Annotated in this window: 29 protein-coding genes; 5 read left to right on the top strand and 24 right to left on the bottom strand. The window is 69.5% G+C overall.

The annotated features are described in order from the left end of the window. Window positions 1-29: 29 nt before the first annotated feature. From ACLJQM_RS28015 to ACLJQM_RS28005, 3 genes are read right to left on the bottom strand one after another with little or no spacing between them, the layout of a single operon-like run. Window positions 30-374, bottom strand: coding sequence for an HNH endonuclease signature motif containing protein (locus ACLJQM_RS28015; RefSeq protein ID WP_410633357.1), 345 nt, complete (start codon window positions 372-374; stop codon window positions 30-32). A 3-nt stretch (window positions 375-377) separates the two neighbouring features. Next, a complete protein-coding gene (locus ACLJQM_RS28010; protein ID WP_410633356.1) occupies window positions 378-701 on the bottom strand; it encodes a hypothetical protein in 324 nt (107 codons plus the stop codon). Between the two features lie 20 nt (window positions 702-721). Then, window positions 722-850 carry a hypothetical protein gene (locus ACLJQM_RS28005; protein WP_410633355.1) on the bottom strand — a complete coding sequence of 43 codons (129 nt, stop codon included), beginning with the start codon at window positions 848-850 and terminating at the stop codon, window positions 722-724. A 995-nt stretch (window positions 851-1,845) separates the two neighbouring features. Between ACLJQM_RS28005 and ACLJQM_RS28000 the strand changes: the two genes are divergently transcribed. Then, on the top strand, window positions 1,846-2,067 hold the full coding sequence (locus ACLJQM_RS28000) for a hypothetical protein (protein WP_410633354.1): 222 nt from the start codon (window positions 1,846-1,848) through the stop codon (window positions 2,065-2,067). On the opposite strand, the gene ACLJQM_RS27995 is transcribed toward ACLJQM_RS28000, so the two are convergent. The 3 genes from ACLJQM_RS27995 to ACLJQM_RS27985 form a co-directional block, all read right to left on the bottom strand. Continuing rightward, a complete protein-coding gene (locus ACLJQM_RS27995; RefSeq protein ID WP_410633353.1) occupies window positions 2,052-2,462 on the bottom strand; it encodes a hypothetical protein in 411 nt (136 codons plus the stop codon). The two genes, ACLJQM_RS28000 and ACLJQM_RS27995, sit on opposite strands and share 16 nt — an antisense overlap. Continuing rightward, window positions 2,459-2,884, bottom strand: coding sequence for a DUF6221 family protein (locus ACLJQM_RS27990; protein ID WP_410633352.1), 426 nt, complete (start codon window positions 2,882-2,884; stop codon window positions 2,459-2,461). Before ACLJQM_RS27990 ends, ACLJQM_RS27995 begins: the two co-directional genes overlap by 4 nt. 108 nt (window positions 2,885-2,992) lie before the next feature. Then, on the bottom strand, window positions 2,993-3,208 hold the full coding sequence (locus tag ACLJQM_RS27985) for a hypothetical protein (protein ID WP_410633351.1): 216 nt from the start codon (window positions 3,206-3,208) through the stop codon (window positions 2,993-2,995). Between the two features lie 97 nt (window positions 3,209-3,305). On the opposite strand from ACLJQM_RS27985, the gene ACLJQM_RS27980 reads away from it, so the two are divergent. The 4 genes from ACLJQM_RS27980 to ACLJQM_RS27965 all read left to right on the top strand — a co-directional run bounded on the left by ACLJQM_RS27980 (window position 3,306) and on the right by ACLJQM_RS27965 (window position 4,735). Continuing rightward, window positions 3,306-3,512 carry a hypothetical protein gene (locus ACLJQM_RS27980; RefSeq protein WP_410633350.1) on the top strand — a complete coding sequence of 69 codons (207 nt, stop codon included), beginning with the start codon at window positions 3,306-3,308 and terminating at the stop codon, window positions 3,510-3,512. 54 nt (window positions 3,513-3,566) lie between these two features. Further along, a complete protein-coding gene (locus ACLJQM_RS27975) occupies window positions 3,567-3,980 on the top strand; it encodes a hypothetical protein (protein ID WP_410633349.1) in 414 nt (137 codons plus the stop codon). Between the two features lie 5 nt (window positions 3,981-3,985). Further along, window positions 3,986-4,156: a hypothetical protein gene (locus tag ACLJQM_RS27970; RefSeq protein WP_410633348.1), complete on the top strand. Its 171-nt coding sequence runs from the start codon at window positions 3,986-3,988 to the stop codon at window positions 4,154-4,156. A gap of 117 nt (window positions 4,157-4,273) precedes the next feature. Further along, the gene (locus tag ACLJQM_RS27965; protein WP_410633347.1) at window positions 4,274-4,735 is read left to right on the top strand and encodes a hypothetical protein; all 462 of its coding nucleotides are present in this window, start codon (window positions 4,274-4,276) and stop codon (window positions 4,733-4,735) included. 137 nt (window positions 4,736-4,872) lie between these two features. Here ACLJQM_RS27965 and ACLJQM_RS27960 read toward each other — a convergent pair whose 3' ends face one another. The 18 genes from ACLJQM_RS27960 to ACLJQM_RS27875 all read right to left on the bottom strand — a co-directional run bounded on the left by ACLJQM_RS27960 (window position 4,873) and on the right by ACLJQM_RS27875 (window position 13,912). Then, window positions 4,873-5,091 carry a hypothetical protein gene (locus tag ACLJQM_RS27960; protein ID WP_410633346.1) on the bottom strand — a complete coding sequence of 73 codons (219 nt, stop codon included), beginning with the start codon at window positions 5,089-5,091 and terminating at the stop codon, window positions 4,873-4,875. After that, complete coding sequence (locus tag ACLJQM_RS27955) at window positions 5,088-6,065, bottom strand: hypothetical protein (protein WP_410633345.1); 978 nt, start codon at window positions 6,063-6,065, stop codon at window positions 5,088-5,090. Before ACLJQM_RS27955 ends, ACLJQM_RS27960 begins: the two co-directional genes overlap by 4 nt. Beyond that, the gene (locus ACLJQM_RS27950) at window positions 6,062-6,586 is read right to left on the bottom strand and encodes a hypothetical protein (RefSeq protein WP_410633344.1); all 525 of its coding nucleotides are present in this window, start codon (window positions 6,584-6,586) and stop codon (window positions 6,062-6,064) included. The genes ACLJQM_RS27955 and ACLJQM_RS27950 overlap by 4 nt, the downstream gene beginning before the upstream one ends. Beyond that, window positions 6,583-6,864, bottom strand: coding sequence for a hypothetical protein (locus ACLJQM_RS27945; RefSeq protein ID WP_410633343.1), 282 nt, complete (start codon window positions 6,862-6,864; stop codon window positions 6,583-6,585). Before ACLJQM_RS27945 ends, ACLJQM_RS27950 begins: the two co-directional genes overlap by 4 nt. Before the next feature lie 407 nt (window positions 6,865-7,271). After that, complete coding sequence (locus ACLJQM_RS27940) at window positions 7,272-7,625, bottom strand: hypothetical protein (protein WP_410633342.1); 354 nt, start codon at window positions 7,623-7,625, stop codon at window positions 7,272-7,274. Window positions 7,626-7,948: 323 nt separating this feature from the next. Beyond that, complete coding sequence (locus ACLJQM_RS27935; RefSeq protein ID WP_410633341.1) at window positions 7,949-8,185, bottom strand: helix-turn-helix domain-containing protein; 237 nt, start codon at window positions 8,183-8,185, stop codon at window positions 7,949-7,951. Continuing rightward, window positions 8,178-9,359 carry a phosphoadenosine phosphosulfate reductase family protein gene (locus ACLJQM_RS27930; protein WP_410633340.1) on the bottom strand — a complete coding sequence of 394 codons (1,182 nt, stop codon included), beginning with the start codon at window positions 9,357-9,359 and terminating at the stop codon, window positions 8,178-8,180. Before ACLJQM_RS27930 ends, ACLJQM_RS27935 begins: the two co-directional genes overlap by 8 nt. Beyond that, on the bottom strand, window positions 9,352-9,729 hold the full coding sequence (locus tag ACLJQM_RS27925) for a hypothetical protein (RefSeq protein ID WP_410633339.1): 378 nt from the start codon (window positions 9,727-9,729) through the stop codon (window positions 9,352-9,354). Before ACLJQM_RS27925 ends, ACLJQM_RS27930 begins: the two co-directional genes overlap by 8 nt. Continuing rightward, window positions 9,722-10,045 carry a hypothetical protein gene (locus ACLJQM_RS27920; RefSeq protein ID WP_410633338.1) on the bottom strand — a complete coding sequence of 108 codons (324 nt, stop codon included), beginning with the start codon at window positions 10,043-10,045 and terminating at the stop codon, window positions 9,722-9,724. The genes ACLJQM_RS27925 and ACLJQM_RS27920 overlap by 8 nt, the downstream gene beginning before the upstream one ends. Beyond that, complete coding sequence (locus tag ACLJQM_RS27915; protein ID WP_410633337.1) at window positions 10,042-10,320, bottom strand: hypothetical protein; 279 nt, start codon at window positions 10,318-10,320, stop codon at window positions 10,042-10,044. Before ACLJQM_RS27915 ends, ACLJQM_RS27920 begins: the two co-directional genes overlap by 4 nt. Continuing rightward, complete coding sequence (locus ACLJQM_RS27910) at window positions 10,317-10,577, bottom strand: hypothetical protein (RefSeq protein ID WP_410633336.1); 261 nt, start codon at window positions 10,575-10,577, stop codon at window positions 10,317-10,319. Before ACLJQM_RS27910 ends, ACLJQM_RS27915 begins: the two co-directional genes overlap by 4 nt. Continuing rightward, the gene (locus ACLJQM_RS27905; RefSeq protein WP_410633335.1) at window positions 10,574-11,299 is read right to left on the bottom strand and encodes a hypothetical protein; all 726 of its coding nucleotides are present in this window, start codon (window positions 11,297-11,299) and stop codon (window positions 10,574-10,576) included. Before ACLJQM_RS27905 ends, ACLJQM_RS27910 begins: the two co-directional genes overlap by 4 nt. Then, window positions 11,296-11,685, bottom strand: a complete 390-nt coding sequence (locus tag ACLJQM_RS27900) for a hypothetical protein (RefSeq protein ID WP_410633334.1) — start codon at window positions 11,683-11,685, stop codon at window positions 11,296-11,298. The genes ACLJQM_RS27905 and ACLJQM_RS27900 overlap by 4 nt, the downstream gene beginning before the upstream one ends. A 242-nt stretch (window positions 11,686-11,927) precedes the next feature. After that, entirely contained in the window at window positions 11,928-12,161 is a 234-nt protein-coding gene (locus tag ACLJQM_RS27895; protein ID WP_410633333.1) for a hypothetical protein, read from the bottom strand. Beyond that, window positions 12,158-12,538 (bottom strand): DUF4326 domain-containing protein, encoded by a 381-nt coding sequence (locus ACLJQM_RS27890; RefSeq protein WP_410633332.1) that lies wholly within the window; start codon window positions 12,536-12,538, stop codon window positions 12,158-12,160. The genes ACLJQM_RS27895 and ACLJQM_RS27890 overlap by 4 nt, the downstream gene beginning before the upstream one ends. Then, on the bottom strand, window positions 12,535-13,329 hold the full coding sequence (locus tag ACLJQM_RS27885; protein ID WP_410633331.1) for a hypothetical protein: 795 nt from the start codon (window positions 13,327-13,329) through the stop codon (window positions 12,535-12,537). Before ACLJQM_RS27885 ends, ACLJQM_RS27890 begins: the two co-directional genes overlap by 4 nt. After that, on the bottom strand, window positions 13,329-13,676 hold the full coding sequence (locus ACLJQM_RS27880) for a hypothetical protein (RefSeq protein WP_410633330.1): 348 nt from the start codon (window positions 13,674-13,676) through the stop codon (window positions 13,329-13,331). The genes ACLJQM_RS27885 and ACLJQM_RS27880 overlap by 1 nt, the downstream gene beginning before the upstream one ends. Then, a complete protein-coding gene (locus ACLJQM_RS27875; protein WP_410633329.1) occupies window positions 13,673-13,912 on the bottom strand; it encodes a hypothetical protein in 240 nt (79 codons plus the stop codon). The genes ACLJQM_RS27880 and ACLJQM_RS27875 overlap by 4 nt, the downstream gene beginning before the upstream one ends. Window positions 13,913-13,944 lie beyond the last annotated feature (32 nt).

Raw genomic sequence — 13,944 nt, 5'->3', positions numbered from 1 at the left:
TCTCCGATGGGGGCGTCGGGTCAGCGTGGTCAGGGTCGTGCGCCTCGTGCCGAGTTGCATGACCGGCAGAGAGTTCGGAGTGGACCGTCGGGTGCTCCGCCTCGCGCGACCGGGGTGATGTGGTCGGCGGTGAGGTCGGTGGCCGCGTGGCCGGGCCGGTTGTAGCCGGGGCACCAGTCGCCGTGCTCATCCCGCCACGCGCGGACGGTGGCGCGTCGGCGGGTGATTTCGGTCCAGTCGCGTGTGCGTTTGGTGGGGGTGGTGCGTGCGCGGTGTCTGCGGTCGGCTCGTGCGTGGCGTTGGCAGGGGCCGCGGTGGTCTTGGTCTTCGGACTTCTCGGGGCAGCCGGGTCGGGTGCAGGTGTGGACCGGCACGGCTCAGGTGCGGTACTCGTCGAGGTGGGCGACCTGTCTGGTGACGACGTCGGTGGGGCTGACGCCTTGGGTGCCGAGTTCGAGGAGCCAGCCGCAGGTGCAGGTCAGGCAGATGCTCGGGACGTGCAGCACCTGGATTTCGAGGGTCATCACGTGGAGCGCGAGGGCGGTCCAGGTCTTCGGCGGCTTGGTGCCCTTCGGCATGACGAGTTGGGTCTCGTTGAAGCCGTGCTCGTAGATCGCGTGCCAGCGTCCGTCGTGGAGTGGCGAGCTGACGACGAGGGTGGCGCCTTCGGGTGGCGGAGTGCCGGTGGCATGTTCGGGCATGGGGGCCTGCCCTTTCGTGGTCAGTCGAGGGCGATGTCGAGCCACACGCCGACCAGCACCTTGCCGGGCTCGCCGCAGAGGAGGCAGGCGACGTAGTCGCAGCGGTGATCGTCGTGGATGGAGGGGAGCTTTGGGAGCTGGTTGGCCACCGCGGCGTCGCCTCCGGAGGTTGTGCGGCTGATCGAGGCGGTTGCCCCCACCGGGTAGGTCCGACTCACGAAGTCCGGTCCCGTCTCCCGGCAGGGCAGCCGTGCGCCGGGCGGGACGTCACTCGCTCGACGGCTTCGCAGGGCTTTTTGCCCGGTCCGCGCCCCGGGTTTCCTTGGGGCGGTCGGCCCTGCATGTGACCGGCCACCGAGGGTGGATGGGTGCTTGCTGCGGAAGGCGGCGCGTCCGGTGGTGTCTGGCGTCCGGGGCGTGGACGTGAGGCGCCTGGTTCGCCCCTGCGGGTGGCGGGGAGCTGGTGCTCGACCATGCCACTCCTGTGGATCTTAGGGGAAAGTAGCGTTCGCGCTGGTCGACGTCAAGGGGCACAAGCGGGTGATGGCGGATCTTGGCCGAGGGCTGAGGAGTCGAACCCCTGCGCTTTCACGCCCCATCCCGGTGTTCGAAGCCGGTGGCCGGACCAACCCAGCCGGAGCCCTCGCTGTCCGAAGTGGAGTTCAGCGGGATGAGGGGTGGGACTCGACGACGGCAGCCGGGGCGGCGACGCGGCGGGCGTCGGCGGCGGTGGGCTGCGGTCGGGTCATGGCGGCGAAGGTAGCCGGGCCGGGCGTGGGTCGTCAAGCGGGTCGTCGGCGGTCGGGGCGGGTCTCGCGTGCGCGTGTACGCGCGCGGACGCTCACGCGTGCGCGACCCAGAAACTCAACCACCTCAGGAACGTAAGAGAACCACTTCCCCTTCCCCCTCCCCCTAGGGTTCGGGGATCCCTTAAATGGGTGAGTCCATTCGAAGGATTCGGGGAACCCTTCTCGTAGTGTTCGCGAAGGGTTCGGCGCCACTACATGTTGTGGTGGTCGAAGGGTTCCCCGCTTGCCGATCGGCTAGTGTCCGGGCCCCCCACGGGGATGCATTGACGGGCCCGACCATCCCGACCGTAGAACATACGTTCGACAACTTGCAAGGGCTGTCGCATACTCCAGGCATGACGTTCTCGCCCTCGTTCGCCGTGACCGTGGTCGCTGGTGACCATGGCGCGCCGACGCTGTTCGTGCACCGCCTGAACCACGAGCTGGAGGCGTGGACGACGTTCGAGTCGGACCAGGACTACGACGTCGTGCTGGGACGTCTGGGGTTCGCGCGGGCCGGCGAGTGGTCGATGAACCAACACGGGGCGCAGCAGTGCACCGCTCAGCGATCCTCATAGGCGTGCGTCACGGCTGCTGGTCCGGTTCGTCGACGAAGTGGCCGTTCTCGTAGATCAGCACGCCATCCTTGTAGGCTTGCGCGCCGGGTGTGCTGACGAGCGGGTAGGTGTGCCCATCGGCCGTGGTGATGGTCTTCTCCGGCATCCGGCGCTTCTGTTCGTCCTCTAAGGTGCCACTGCTCGACCGGCTTTCCTTCGAGCTCGTCGGCGACCTTCTCGTAGTCGGCTTCGCCGCGGTAGACGTCGCGCGCCACCAGTTCGCGCAACACGGCAGCCACCGCGCGCTGAAGGTCGGCGTACTCGAAGCCCGGTTCGCCGCGGTCGCGGGCAGCGGTCTCCAGTTGGTCGAACGCGCGGTCGGTGAGCCGCTTCGCCAGCGGCGTCAGGTCGGTCACGGCTTCCACTCCTCTCGGTAGCCTGGTAGGTCCGCGAGGGGCAGGGCGAGCAAGCGCAGCGTCGAACACGGCCAGACCTGGGTCGAGTAGTCGAGGCAGTCGTCGCACGAGTCGCCCGTTGCGCACTTGCGGCAGAACTGCTGATCGCTCGAAAACTGGATGTCAGGCTGGTGCATGTCGATGATGGCCCGCTTGGCTTCAACCTCGCGACGCACGCGAGCCGGGTCATGGCGGGCCATGTGCTCGGCGTCGTGCTCCTCCAGCTTCGCCACAGTGCCGCCCAAGCGCATGACCTCGGCGGTCACACGGCCCGGCAGCAGCTCCAGCACGTGCCATGTGTCGCCCGCGAGCACGCCGTCCTGGGTCGCGATCCGCTCGTCTTCGTCGAGCTGGGCTCTCAACCAGGTGATCAGGTCGTCCATCACGGCACCTCCGGCAGTCTCACGGCCTTGATCTTCGTGAAGCACGGCGGACACAGGATGCCGCCCGGGCCAGCCGGCGCCTGGTCGCACTTCGAGCAGTTCGGGGACTCAGCCACGGTCGTTCTCCTTGCCGTCGTCGGCCGCCCGGAGGATCGAGTCGACCGTAGGACCCTTCACGCCGAGCACGGCGGCAATGCGGTACTTGGACCAGCCGGCCGCCCGGGCCGCGACGACGGCGTCCTGCCGCCGGATGCGCGCCTGCTTGGCGCTGTCGACGGCCGCCTGCGCGGCGACCAGCTCGGCCTCGATCTCGGGGTCTTCCATCACCAAAGCGTACACCACTGTGTCTACACCACTTGCACTACACACACTGGTGTGTCTACACTGGTGTGGTAACCAAGCGAGAGCCCCGGAGGCCCCGATGACCGACCAGCCCTACGCCCCACCCATCGCCAGCAAAGCCACCATCGCCACCAACGCCGTCCGCGCCCACGTCTACGTCGCGCTCAAGAACGTCGCCGACGTCGACACCACCGTCACCTACCCCGACGGCGGCGGCCCGCTCACCGTCACCGCCTACGGCCACACCATCCAGATCACCACCACGGACATCACCGACCAGCAGTAGCCCACCCCGCCCCCGGCTCCGGGCGGGGGCGCCACCATCCACACAGGAGAGACGATGACCGACAGCCACCTCGTCGACATGATCCCCAGCTACTGCCACATCGACGGCCCGCACACCGATGACACCGTCACCGACGCCACCTCGTCCCTCAGCGAACTCGTCCGCTACCTCAACCACGCCACCATCGGCCGGAACCCGTGGCGCTGGGCGTCCACCACACACCGCGTCGTCGGCGGGCTCAGCGCCACGGTCTACGGCATGGAACAGCTCGTCCGGCAGCTCGCGCAGGTCCTCGCCGCGCAGGCGGAGAGCGCGACGCTGTACGACGACCGCCGCGACCGACCAGGTGCCGACACCGCGATCGCCGCAGCGATGGAGATGCAGGCGCTGCAGCTGCTGATCGGGCAGCTCGCGTCCGCTTTGGACGCCGTCCGGGCACACACCGTCCACCTCGGCAACAACGACTAGATCCCGTGGACCAGGACGAGGCGGTCGCGGTGCTCGCCCGATCGCTTCGGAACCTGCCCGCCCCGGCCCTTCGCCGAATGGCCGCGTCCCCCAGCCCGACCACCGCCGCTGTCGCCCGCGCCATCCTCGACACCCGCGCAGACGAGGCGCCGCGCGACCACATCTTCTCCAGCTGAGCCGAAACGAGTCGCGCCGGGAGGCGTGGCCGTCCAGGGGATCGTGACCCTGTTGACGACGGCTCCCTCGTCAGACACCTTCCGGCGCTCCGCCGTCAAATCCTTTGTGGACGAACCATGCCCAGAGCACACCACGGCGGATCGCCGCTCACCAAACGCCAGCAGCACGCGAAGACCGCACTCGACACGGCGGTCGCCGCGCTCGCAGCTGGCACCGACCGGCCCAGCATCGACGCTGAGCCGTTCGACCACGGCCGCTGGGAGCGGGCCGTCACCACCCACATCGCCGGGCTCACCCCGGCGCCAACAGTAGGAGGAACCTTGGCCACCACCGAGGAAAACGCCGCCCTCGTCCGCTCCCAGACCGAGAAGGTCGGCGAGGCGGTCGCGTCCATCGTGTACGCGCTGGACTTACTGGCCGACGCCAAGAACGCGGCAGTCGGCGCGCTGGGCAACACGCAGGGCGCGAACACGTTGAGCGCGCAGGTCGAGGCCGTTCGCACCGATCTCGACGCCATCCAGGGTCGGGTGATGGGGCTGAACCAGGCATTCGAGGACGCCGCCAAGTCCGGCGCCTGAAGCGGCGGCCCGCTCTATCATCGAACGCACCGCGCACGGCTCCGACACTGAGGACCAGCAGGCGCGGTACGACAACCTCAAGCAGGCACGTGGCTCGCTGAACTGAGAAGGCCCCCGGCACACGCCGGGGGCCTTCATCACGACCAATCCTCGGTCCCGCCGCAGCCGCACCGCGCGACCGGACCATCCGGCATCTCGTACCGCGCCAGGTTAGACGCCGTCCGGGATCGGTGCCAGCGGCCCATCTCCCGCGTGCGGAGGTAGCGGGGACCGCGCTGCAGCGGCACGCCGTCGACGCGGCCGAGGCCACGGGTCAGCGGCGGCATCAGCTCGACGGTCTCGTCGACAGCCGTCACGACGCTTCCCGCGCGGACACCTCGGCGAGCACGTCGAGCACGTCCCCCACCCGGTACCGCGGCGCCCGCCGACGCCCCGCCACCACGAGCACGCCCTCGACGGCACCGTCGTCCGGGTCTGCGTCCGCCGTGCCATGCGCCAGCAACCGGCCCCGCAGCGCATAGCCGCGGACCATGCTGGCCGTCAACGGCTGCTCCAGGTAGGACGGCAGGGCCCGGGACAACTCCGTCGCCGTGAGCAGCTGGTCCTCCATCGCGTCCAGCATCACCTTCCGCCGCACCGCCACGTCATGCTCCGCGCCGCAGTCCGGGCACGCCATCCGATCCCGGTCCTTCCGCCCGTACAAGTCCGTCTCGCACTGCAACGTCACCGTGACCGGGCCCGTCTCCAACGGCACCGTGATCGTCATCGCCGCCGAACAGATCCCGAGGTAGGTCCGGGCCTGCGGGCCGTAGATGACGCCCTTCGCGTGCCGCACCGCCGTCGTCACATCGTCGTACAGACCGGCCGCCTCCGTGTGCCCGGCGACCCAGGACGGGTGCCGCAGCAACCACTTCGACAACGGCAACGGATGCACCGCGACGTTCAGCGGGTCGACGTGCGTCTCCCACTCCGTCGGGCACCCCGGCGCACAGTCAGCGCCCACGCTGCCGCGGTCCTCCGTCCCGCACGCCGAGCAGCGGTGCCAGCGCGGCGCGTTCTCCTCCCACAGCGTGTGCACCCACAACGCCAGCTTGTCCCGCAGTTCGGCGACGACCGCCGACGCGCCCAGGTGCACCGGGATCCGTTGCTCCGACGTGCCGGACACGAACCCGACGCTGCTTCCGCCGATCTTCGCCTGCCGCGTCACCGCGACATCCAGGTCCGGGAGCAGCGTCTCGATTTCGTGGAGGTCGTCGAGGAGGTTCTTCAGGTCCACTGTGCAGAGTTGGGTTTCGGTGGGCCGGCCGCAGCCGAGGACGCAGTCGTTCATCGTGGTGTCCTTCCGCCGAGGTTCTTGGGGGCGCGCGGTCGGTGCTGGGGGCCGGTGTTGCGGTTGCGGCGCGCCTCGAGCGCGGCCTGCATCCGCTCGGCACGTGTCGGCTGCGAGGACTGCTCAGCGGCCGGATCTGCTTCCAGGACGCCGCCGGTGGTGAAACCAACGTCCGTCCAACCGCCGAGCTGGGTCTCGTCGATGATGGCGTGGCTGATGCGGTTGCCCGCGATCGCGCGGATGAAAGGCCCGGCCGTCTCGAACGCCACCCGTAGCGCATTCTCGAATCGCGACATGTCGGGCACGATCCTGACGACGATCTCGTCGCCGTCCGGCGAGTGGCGGAGCGCGCTGGCGACCCGCGGCACCGTCGCCGTCAGGCCGGCGCGGTCCCGGTTCCAGCTCTCCTGGTGCCCTTCGCTGCAGAAGTCCCCCGAGTAGTCGTCAGCGGTCAACTTGGCCGAGCACCAGCCGCACACCGACGACGTGACCTCGTCGATCCGGTCGATGATGTCGATCACAGGGCCTCCTTGTGGTCGATCGCGATCCAGCGCGCCGGCTTCGCGTTGTGCTTCGTCACCCGGACGACGAGGCCGCGCCGCTCGAGTTCGCGGATCGTGCGGTACGTCGTCGAGTGCGACGGGTCCGGGTACTCCCACCGCTCCTCGGGGTTGAGTTGCGCGCCGAGGAACGCCTCCCGCGTCGTGAACGCCCGTCGGCGAGCCTCGATCCACTCGACGACCGCCTCGATCTTGAGGGCGGTCTTGTCGCACGGGTGGTCGCTGATCCAGGTCTTCACTCGATCTGCTCCGGGCGCTGGCCGGCGAGCAGGGCTGCGAGGTCGGCGAGGGTCATGGTGACCCACTGCTTGGCGGGGTCGCCGATGCCGTGGCGTTTGTGAGGTCGCCGCGGTCCTTGCCGCCTGATCGTGTGCGTCTCTCGATGCGGTCGTCGACGTTCTCAGCGAGGTATCGGGCGATGGTGGTTTCGAAGCGGGTTCCGCCGGCTTTGGCGGAAGCGCGGGTGCGGGTAACGGTCGGTCTCCAGCGTGGTCGTCTTCGGTGCACGTGTCGCCCGGGAAGAACACCCGAGGCGCAGACGGGGCGGGCACGAGCCGCACGGCGCTGGCGCACGGGCGCTGATCGCCGCCGCGATACAGGTGATGCGTCGGGCACCACCAGAAGTTGGGCATGCGGTTGTCCTCGGTCACGGCTGGACTCCCGTCCACGGGCCGACCTCACGGCAGACCAGCTCGGTGCCCGGGAACGCGCCGTCCTCGGCGTCCTGGCGGCTGTGGCCGAACTCCTGGACGATGCCCGTGCCCGGCCAGCGGCGGCCCCACTCGGTCTCGCAACCAGGCGTCGCCGCGATCACTTCTGCTGGCGTCGCGACCAGACGGAGCCAGTGGTCCGGCACCGCGTCGAGCATCCCCTGGCTCACCCAGGCGCCGTAGCCGTGCTCGCGGCCCAGCTCGATGAGGGAGCCGTCCTCGGCCTCGATCGCCAGGCCGCTCCAGTCCGGGGCGAGCCAGATGCCGCGACTCTCGGCGGCGGCGGTCATCGGCGGAACCAGCCGATCGCACGGGCGAACCAGCGGCGAGCAGCGGGCATCGTCCAGGCGCCGTCGCGCAGCAGCTGGGCCACGCGGTGCTGGCCGCGGTTCGCGTGGGCGTGGGCGTGGGCGTACGGGCGGGCCGGGACGGTGGCCGGGGTGCTCGTCGTCGCCCAGCGTCGTCGAGGCGCCGACGGTGCCCGTCTTCGGCCAGCCGCCGCGCGGCCGGCGCCGGGCGGGCGGGTCGTACGGGGCGCAGTCGAGCCCCGCGACCAGCTCCGACCAGACGAGGCTGTCCCGAAGCGGTTTCGGCGGGGTGGTGGGCTGCTCGGTCACGATGCCTCCTTGGGCGGAAGTTGGTCGAGCCAGTGGAGGACGGCGATGGTGTGGTCGAGGTCGAGTGCGCCGGTCCGTTCGAAGCGGGACATGGTGCTGGGGCAGACGCCGATCGCGCGTGCGACGGCGCGCTGGCTGAGCTTCCGGCGGTCGCGGGTTTCGCGGACGATGCCGGGGAGCTTGACGAGGATGTCCGCCAGGTCGCGGTAGACGGTGGTTGTCGGGTCAGCCACGGCCGACTCCTTCCAGCCCAGTGAACAGGTGCGGCTCGGCGAGCCGGTTGGACCACAGGACCTCGGTGCGCTCCTGCTTCGTGCCGCCCTGCCCGGTCATGGTCTCGATGCGGGTGACGTGCCAGTCCGGGTACAGCTCGAGGTAGAGCGGCGAGTCGTAGCCGGACAGCACGACGGAGGCGTCCGCGGCGTGCAGCACGGCCGCGAGGTCGCGGTGCTCCTGCTCGGTGCGCATCTCGTGCCGGTAGGCGTTCCCCCAGCGGCGGGAGCTGCCGAGGTACGGCGGGTCGACGTAGAGCAGCACGTTCGAGCTCTTGCCGTAGCGGGTGATGAGGTCGAGCGCGGGCTGGCACTCGAGCGAGACGCCGGTGAGCCGGGCGGCGGCGGGTGCGATCCGGCTGACGTAGGCCTCGAGGTAGCCGGGCATCGACGTGACCGATCCGGCCGGGTCGACGTGGTTGAGGGCGCAGCGGTGCCGCTCGCGGTACTCGGCGATGTGCCCTTCGGTCCAGTGCACGATCGGGGACACCCAGACGACCGAGCCGGCAACGTCGATCTCGTTGGCGTTGCGCCACCGACGGTCTGACTCGGACCACCGGGTTCCGGCGATGTAGGCGACCTGTCCTGTCCGGCCGCGCCGGCCCACCAGGTCCCGGCGGACACGGTCAAGAGCCCTTTCCTTCAGCCGCTGGTACATCACCGAGTGAGCGCCAGGCCCCGGGAACCCGCGCCACACCGTGTCGTGCTTGGCGCCGGCGGTGGAGGGCTTGACCTCTCCGAGCACGAGGTCGCGGTAGCTTCTCGGCGGGTCAGCCCACGTCACTGGCAGCCCCCACACCGTGCACACCGCTGCGACGTACTCGGAGGTTTTCGGGGCGGCGATGGTGGTGCGGATGTGCACGGCGGTGTCGACCCGGTCGCGCACCAGGTGGGCGAGGAGGGTGGAGTCGTTGCCTCCGGAGAACAGCAGCAGCAGCTTCTCCGGGGCGTACACCTGGATGACCTCGTCGAGCAGTGCGTGGGACCTGGCGATCGCTTCGTCCAGGGTGAGCGCTGCGTACTCGCGCGCCTTTGGTGGCACCTTCGCCAGGGCATCCGGCATGCCGGGCAGGATGTCGTGCTGTCCGTTGTCGCGGCGCGCCCGACGCACGGCGCCGGCAGCGTCGTCAGCCATGAGACACCTCCGGCGGCCCGGCCAGCTGGTCACCACGCAGCGCGGCGACGGTGGCGCACGGCCACGCGATCGCCTCGCCGTACGCGTCCACCCCGCACTCGCGGCAGTCCCCGTCGTCGTCCCGCTCGTGCAGTCCGAGCGCGGTGTTGATCCGGCGCCACAGGCCACCTACGGCGTCCTGCAAGTTCTTCTCCGCGCGCGACGTCGGCCGCGTCGGCGGGTGGCAGGTCTCGTGTCCGGCCCCCATTCCGTTGCTGGGCTGGCCGCACACCGTGCAGTGGTAGCCGATGCACACGCCGTTCTCGCGCGTGCAGCGCGGGTTCTGGCACTCGCCGGGGTAGCGCGCGGCGCTGACAGCGTCGTCAGCCACCGTGCACCTCCTCCGAACGCTCAGCCTCGGTGATCTCGGCGTGGCGGTCGGCGCGGAGGTCCTCGTCGTCGTGCGGTCGGGCCTCGGCCACCGCACGCTCCTCCCGCTGCTGCGCGGCCGCCGCGGTGACGTCGTCGGACTCGGTGCCGTACGCGAGCAGGGCCGCGCTGACCATCGGCCACAACTCGACGCCCTCGCGGTCGAGGTTGTGCTTCCGGAGGACGAGCTTGTCGTCGCGGCTTTCCGGGCCCGTGCCGTACCAGACGCACGGCTCGCCGTAGCCGTCCTCGTCGACGTAAAACCGTTCGGTGGTCATGGGTTGTCCCTTCGTGGTTCGAGTCCGTCCACGGTGGTCGGTCGTGGCGGCGCGGGTCGGCAGTGCGCGCACTGGTCGGTGGGGAGTTCGGTGGTTTCGCAGCGTTCGGTGGTTGGGGTGGGGTTGGCGGTGGCGCGGAGTTTCTGAGCGGCTTGTTCGATTTCGACGCGGTCGGCGCCGGTGAGGGGAACCAGGTTGCTGGTGATGGGGTCGCGTTGGCGGTGGGCGGCGTTCCAGCGGCGGAGCGCGGTCTCGTAGTGCTCGTCAGCAATCACGATTCCTCCAGCGAAGCGATCGCGGCTCGGCCAAGACGGATCATCTTGACTGTTCGGGAATCCCAGCCGAACCGATCCATCACCTCACGGAAAGCTCCCTGGCCACCACAGTCGTCGTCGTGCTTGTGGTCTTCTTCGCAACCCCAGCCGACGAGGAGCGCCCACACGATCGCGTCGACCTGGTCGACGCTCCAGTCGCGGGAGTCGCTGACGATCGCGTCTCGTGCAAGTTCCAGAGCCTTCGACAGGCCAGTCATGCGGTCCTCTTCTCGTAGTGGGCCCGGATCGTCGACCACGTCGGACACGGCCCATCCGCCAACCGCACCGGATCCACCTTGTCCTCCGTCAACGGCTCCGACGGCTGGCATCCCCTGCACACCAACCGATCCTCCGACTCGACGATCACCGGCGCGTGGTCCCGCAACAGTTCGAGGAGCGCGGCGTTGTTGTCGACGTCCGGGATCCCCGCGAGCATGTCCCGGTGCGCCGCCAACACCCGCGCACGCTCACCCGCCGCGCGGATCCGACGCTGCGCCGCACGCCCGGCGAGCTTCTCGACCACAGCAGGTTCAGGCAACAACCGGATCTCCATCGGCTTTAGAGTTTCCTTCCTCGGACGCGGGTACGGCGTCGGCTTCTCATGGGGCGACATGACCATCAGGTACGGACCTGATCGCCCCGGCACCGTGTCGGTGTCGTCAGCCGGCCAGATCTCGTCGGGGACGTGTTCGCAGCCGTCGTGGTGTAGCGGGCGTTCGGTGTCGGCGTGGGCGCGGCATCCGACACCATCGTCCACACAGGTGGGGCAGAGGAGGCGGTGGTCGTCTTCGCCGCCGGGGATGGTTTCGAGGTGCTCGGTGCGGGGCTGTTCTTGGCCGCCGAACGAGTTGCCGCAAGCGGCGCATTGGCGCCAGGGGTATCCGAGGAGGACAGCCCAGCCGTGCGCGATGGCACGACCCAGCCGAACCCCGGCGGTCACGGCGCACCGCCAGGCAGATCGACCTCACGCACCGAACGACCCGCCTGCCGGACCACGTCCACCCCGGTCCGCACCAGCGACCGCTCGGTCACCCCGTACGCGGCGAGCAGCGGCTCGGCCGCACGCCACGCCCACTCCGGGATCCCCTGCTCGCGGGCCTTCGTCTTCGTCCACCGACCGAGGTGCTGGTGCCGGTACTCGGTCAGCGAGAACTGGAACGCGACGGTCCGGCCGACGCAGTTGATGAGAAGGGTGCGGTCGGATCGGTCGGGCCCGCCGGCGATGACGGGTGCGTGGACGCGGTAGGCGGTGCCGTCGCCGGGCAGCCAGTCGACCCAGCAGATTTTCGCGGCTTCGGCGGTGTACCGCGGATCCCGCGCGCTCACGGAGCCACGCCTTGCCGCTCGCATTCCTGCCGGTTCGCACGCCGGTAGCCGGTCGCGGTCGGCTTGAACCGGTCGAGTCGAATCTCGGTCGTACGGGAGTGGCCGCCACCGTGCTCGTACCAGCTCTCACAGACGGCGTGCGTTTCACCCACCGAAGTCACCATCAGGAACCGGGTGCCCCGACTGTTTCCTCGGGTCGTTGTCGACCCACAGCTGGCCGGATTCGAATCCGCTCTGGTCGGTCATGAGGTCTCCAGGTTTCGTTTCGTGTTCAACGGATCCGGGGCCGGGTCGTCCAGGTACGCCCTGCGGCGCAACACCTCCGGACGAAGCCCGGGCCGACACACGTAGCAGGGCTTCGGGTTGTCCGCCTCCGGGTCGATCCACCCACCCTCGCAGCGCGGATCATGGAACGGGGCGTCCACCGACTCGCTGTCGTCCTCGATCGGCTCGCCGGTTCGGTCATGCTGGCTCACGGGACACCACCGTTGGAGAGCTCCAGCAGAACGTCGGCGTGGCACGGCACGCGGTATCCGTGCTCATCGGACAGCGGGCACCAGCACACGAGGTCGCGGCCGCGAAGCGGTGACAGATCCCAGGTGGGGGCGATGACGTCTCGGAAGCAGTCGACGACGATCCGCCGCGCCTTCAGTAAGCCGTGCTCTTCGATCGGCGGGATCGACGCGAACTCCCGGTCATCCGGACGGTAGAGCACGATCACGCCGCTTGCACGCTTTACGAACCTGTACGGGTTCCCCCACTTGCTGGTGCGGTCGACAATCACCGCGCCCTCCGGCTTGCGCCACCCGGCCGTGCGCTTGCGCTGGATCCGCTTCGGCTTCTGCTCGCTCACGCCGTGTTCCTCCTCTTGATCAACGCACGCGGCTTGTGGTCACACACCGCCGTCCCCACATAGCCCCGCTCATCACAGATCCCGCACGCCGCGATCGCCTTCCGCTTCTCCCCCGCCCGCACCCGCGCCGCCGAAGCGTTCACGTCGTCCTTCGCCCGGGCCCGCGCGACGTGCCACTCACGGTTCGCGTCCTTCGCAGAACCACACGCCCGGCACGGCCGGTTCGTCGGATTCGCCTCATGCTTCGGGCACCGCGACGGCGGAGCCTTCTCCCCCGGCTCCGGCTCGGCAGCCGGCGCAGACTCCGCCGCCTCGCGAGGCCGCACCACGCCCTCCAGCTCGTCCGCCACGAACAGGCACTCGTCCAGCACCTCACGCAGCAACCCCTCGGCCTCCGGGGCACGCTCGTCGTGCAACGTCCGCAACTCGACCGCGAGCTCCTTCCGCAGCCGATGGGACTCGATCAGCACGGCGGACTTCAGTGCGGCACGGAGAACGTTCGGCATCTTCGCGACCCCGTCGCGGCGCACGAACGTCCTGATCAACACCTCTTCGGTGTCGTGGTCCACGAAAATCTTGCGGTGTTCGTCCAATTCTGACAGGACGGGTTCTATGCGGTCGCGTTTCCAGCGGAGGTTCTTGCACCATTTGGACGGACGCAGCGGGCCGGCGCCGCACTGCGTCAGGCTGGAGTCCGTCAGGACCGCGAAGTAAGCCAGCTTCGCGGCGTCGCTGATCTCGGCCAGGCCTTCCCAGACCGAGAACAGCAGACGGGCCTCACTCCTTGCCATCAGGCGGCTGATCCCTTCCTGATCGGCGCGACCTGTGCGGCCAGGTGCGCGGCTTCACGGGCCGGGACACCGGCGGCGCGGAGCCGCCGGTACTCGTGCGGGTTGCGGCGCCACGCGAGGAGTTCGGCGGCGGTCTGGTCGTCGGGGACCATCGCAGCGAGGAGCACGACGAGGGCGCGGGCTGCGGTGGCGGGGTCGGTGTAGACCATTTCGGCGTCGGCGAGCATCGCTTCGACGTGCATGGGATGGTCGTTGTGGACGGCGCGGACGATCTTCTCCGCGGACGGCACCAACGTCTCGAGATACCGGTCACCGGTGAGGGCGCTGTCCGGCGCGCGGCAGGTCATGAGCTGGCCAGTTCTGTCAAGACCTGGTCAGCCAGTCGGCAAGTTTCGTTGCTGCACCAGCGAAGGCTGTCCGCGTGGTTGTCCTCGTGGTCCTTCCGAACCGCCTCCGCGAGAGCGACCTGGGATTCGCCGTACTCCTGAACTTCCTCCGCGACTTCGGCGAGCCGGTCGGACAACGTGGTCAGGCTCGCGATCAACTCGGGGTAGACGGGCGTCTTCGTGACGGTGTTGGCCATCCGGACTGCCCTCCTCTCGTGGTCGTTGGGGG

This window comes from Amycolatopsis sp. cmx-4-83, from assembly GCF_046548815.1.
Classification (GTDB): domain Bacteria; phylum Actinomycetota; class Actinomycetes; order Mycobacteriales; family Pseudonocardiaceae; genus Amycolatopsis; species Amycolatopsis pretoriensis_A.
This window is presented reverse-complemented; position numbering and strand designations above follow the sequence as displayed.

Coding starts and splice junctions, on each gene's coding strand:
- ACLJQM_RS28010 (WP_410633356.1), bottom strand. CDS start 701: ATGCCCGAACATGCCACCGGCACTCCGCCACCCGAAGGCGCCACCCTC.
- ACLJQM_RS28000 (WP_410633354.1), top strand. CDS start 1,846: ATGACGTTCTCGCCCTCGTTCGCCGTGACCGTGGTCGCTGGTGACCAT.
- ACLJQM_RS27990 (WP_410633352.1), bottom strand. CDS start 2,884: ATGGACGACCTGATCACCTGGTTGAGAGCCCAGCTCGACGAAGACGAG.
- ACLJQM_RS27985 (WP_410633351.1), bottom strand. CDS start 3,208: ATGGAAGACCCCGAGATCGAGGCCGAGCTGGTCGCCGCGCAGGCGGCC.
- ACLJQM_RS27980 (WP_410633350.1), top strand. CDS start 3,306: ATGACCGACCAGCCCTACGCCCCACCCATCGCCAGCAAAGCCACCATC.
- ACLJQM_RS27975 (WP_410633349.1), top strand. CDS start 3,567: ATGACCGACAGCCACCTCGTCGACATGATCCCCAGCTACTGCCACATC.
- ACLJQM_RS27965 (WP_410633347.1), top strand. CDS start 4,274: ATGCCCAGAGCACACCACGGCGGATCGCCGCTCACCAAACGCCAGCAG.
- ACLJQM_RS27955 (WP_410633345.1), bottom strand. CDS start 6,065: ATGAACGACTGCGTCCTCGGCTGCGGCCGGCCCACCGAAACCCAACTC.
- ACLJQM_RS27940 (WP_410633342.1), bottom strand. CDS start 7,625: ATGACCGCCGCCGCCGAGAGTCGCGGCATCTGGCTCGCCCCGGACTGG.
- ACLJQM_RS27930 (WP_410633340.1), bottom strand. CDS start 9,359: ATGGCTGACGACGCTGCCGGCGCCGTGCGTCGGGCGCGCCGCGACAAC.
- ACLJQM_RS27920 (WP_410633338.1), bottom strand. CDS start 10,045: ATGACCACCGAACGGTTTTACGTCGACGAGGACGGCTACGGCGAGCCG.
- ACLJQM_RS27910 (WP_410633336.1), bottom strand. CDS start 10,577: ATGACTGGCCTGTCGAAGGCTCTGGAACTTGCACGAGACGCGATCGTC.
- ACLJQM_RS27885 (WP_410633331.1), bottom strand. CDS start 13,329: ATGGCAAGGAGTGAGGCCCGTCTGCTGTTCTCGGTCTGGGAAGGCCTG.
- ACLJQM_RS27880 (WP_410633330.1), bottom strand. CDS start 13,676: ATGACCTGCCGCGCGCCGGACAGCGCCCTCACCGGTGACCGGTATCTC.
- ACLJQM_RS27875 (WP_410633329.1), bottom strand. CDS start 13,912: ATGGCCAACACCGTCACGAAGACGCCCGTCTACCCCGAGTTGATCGCG.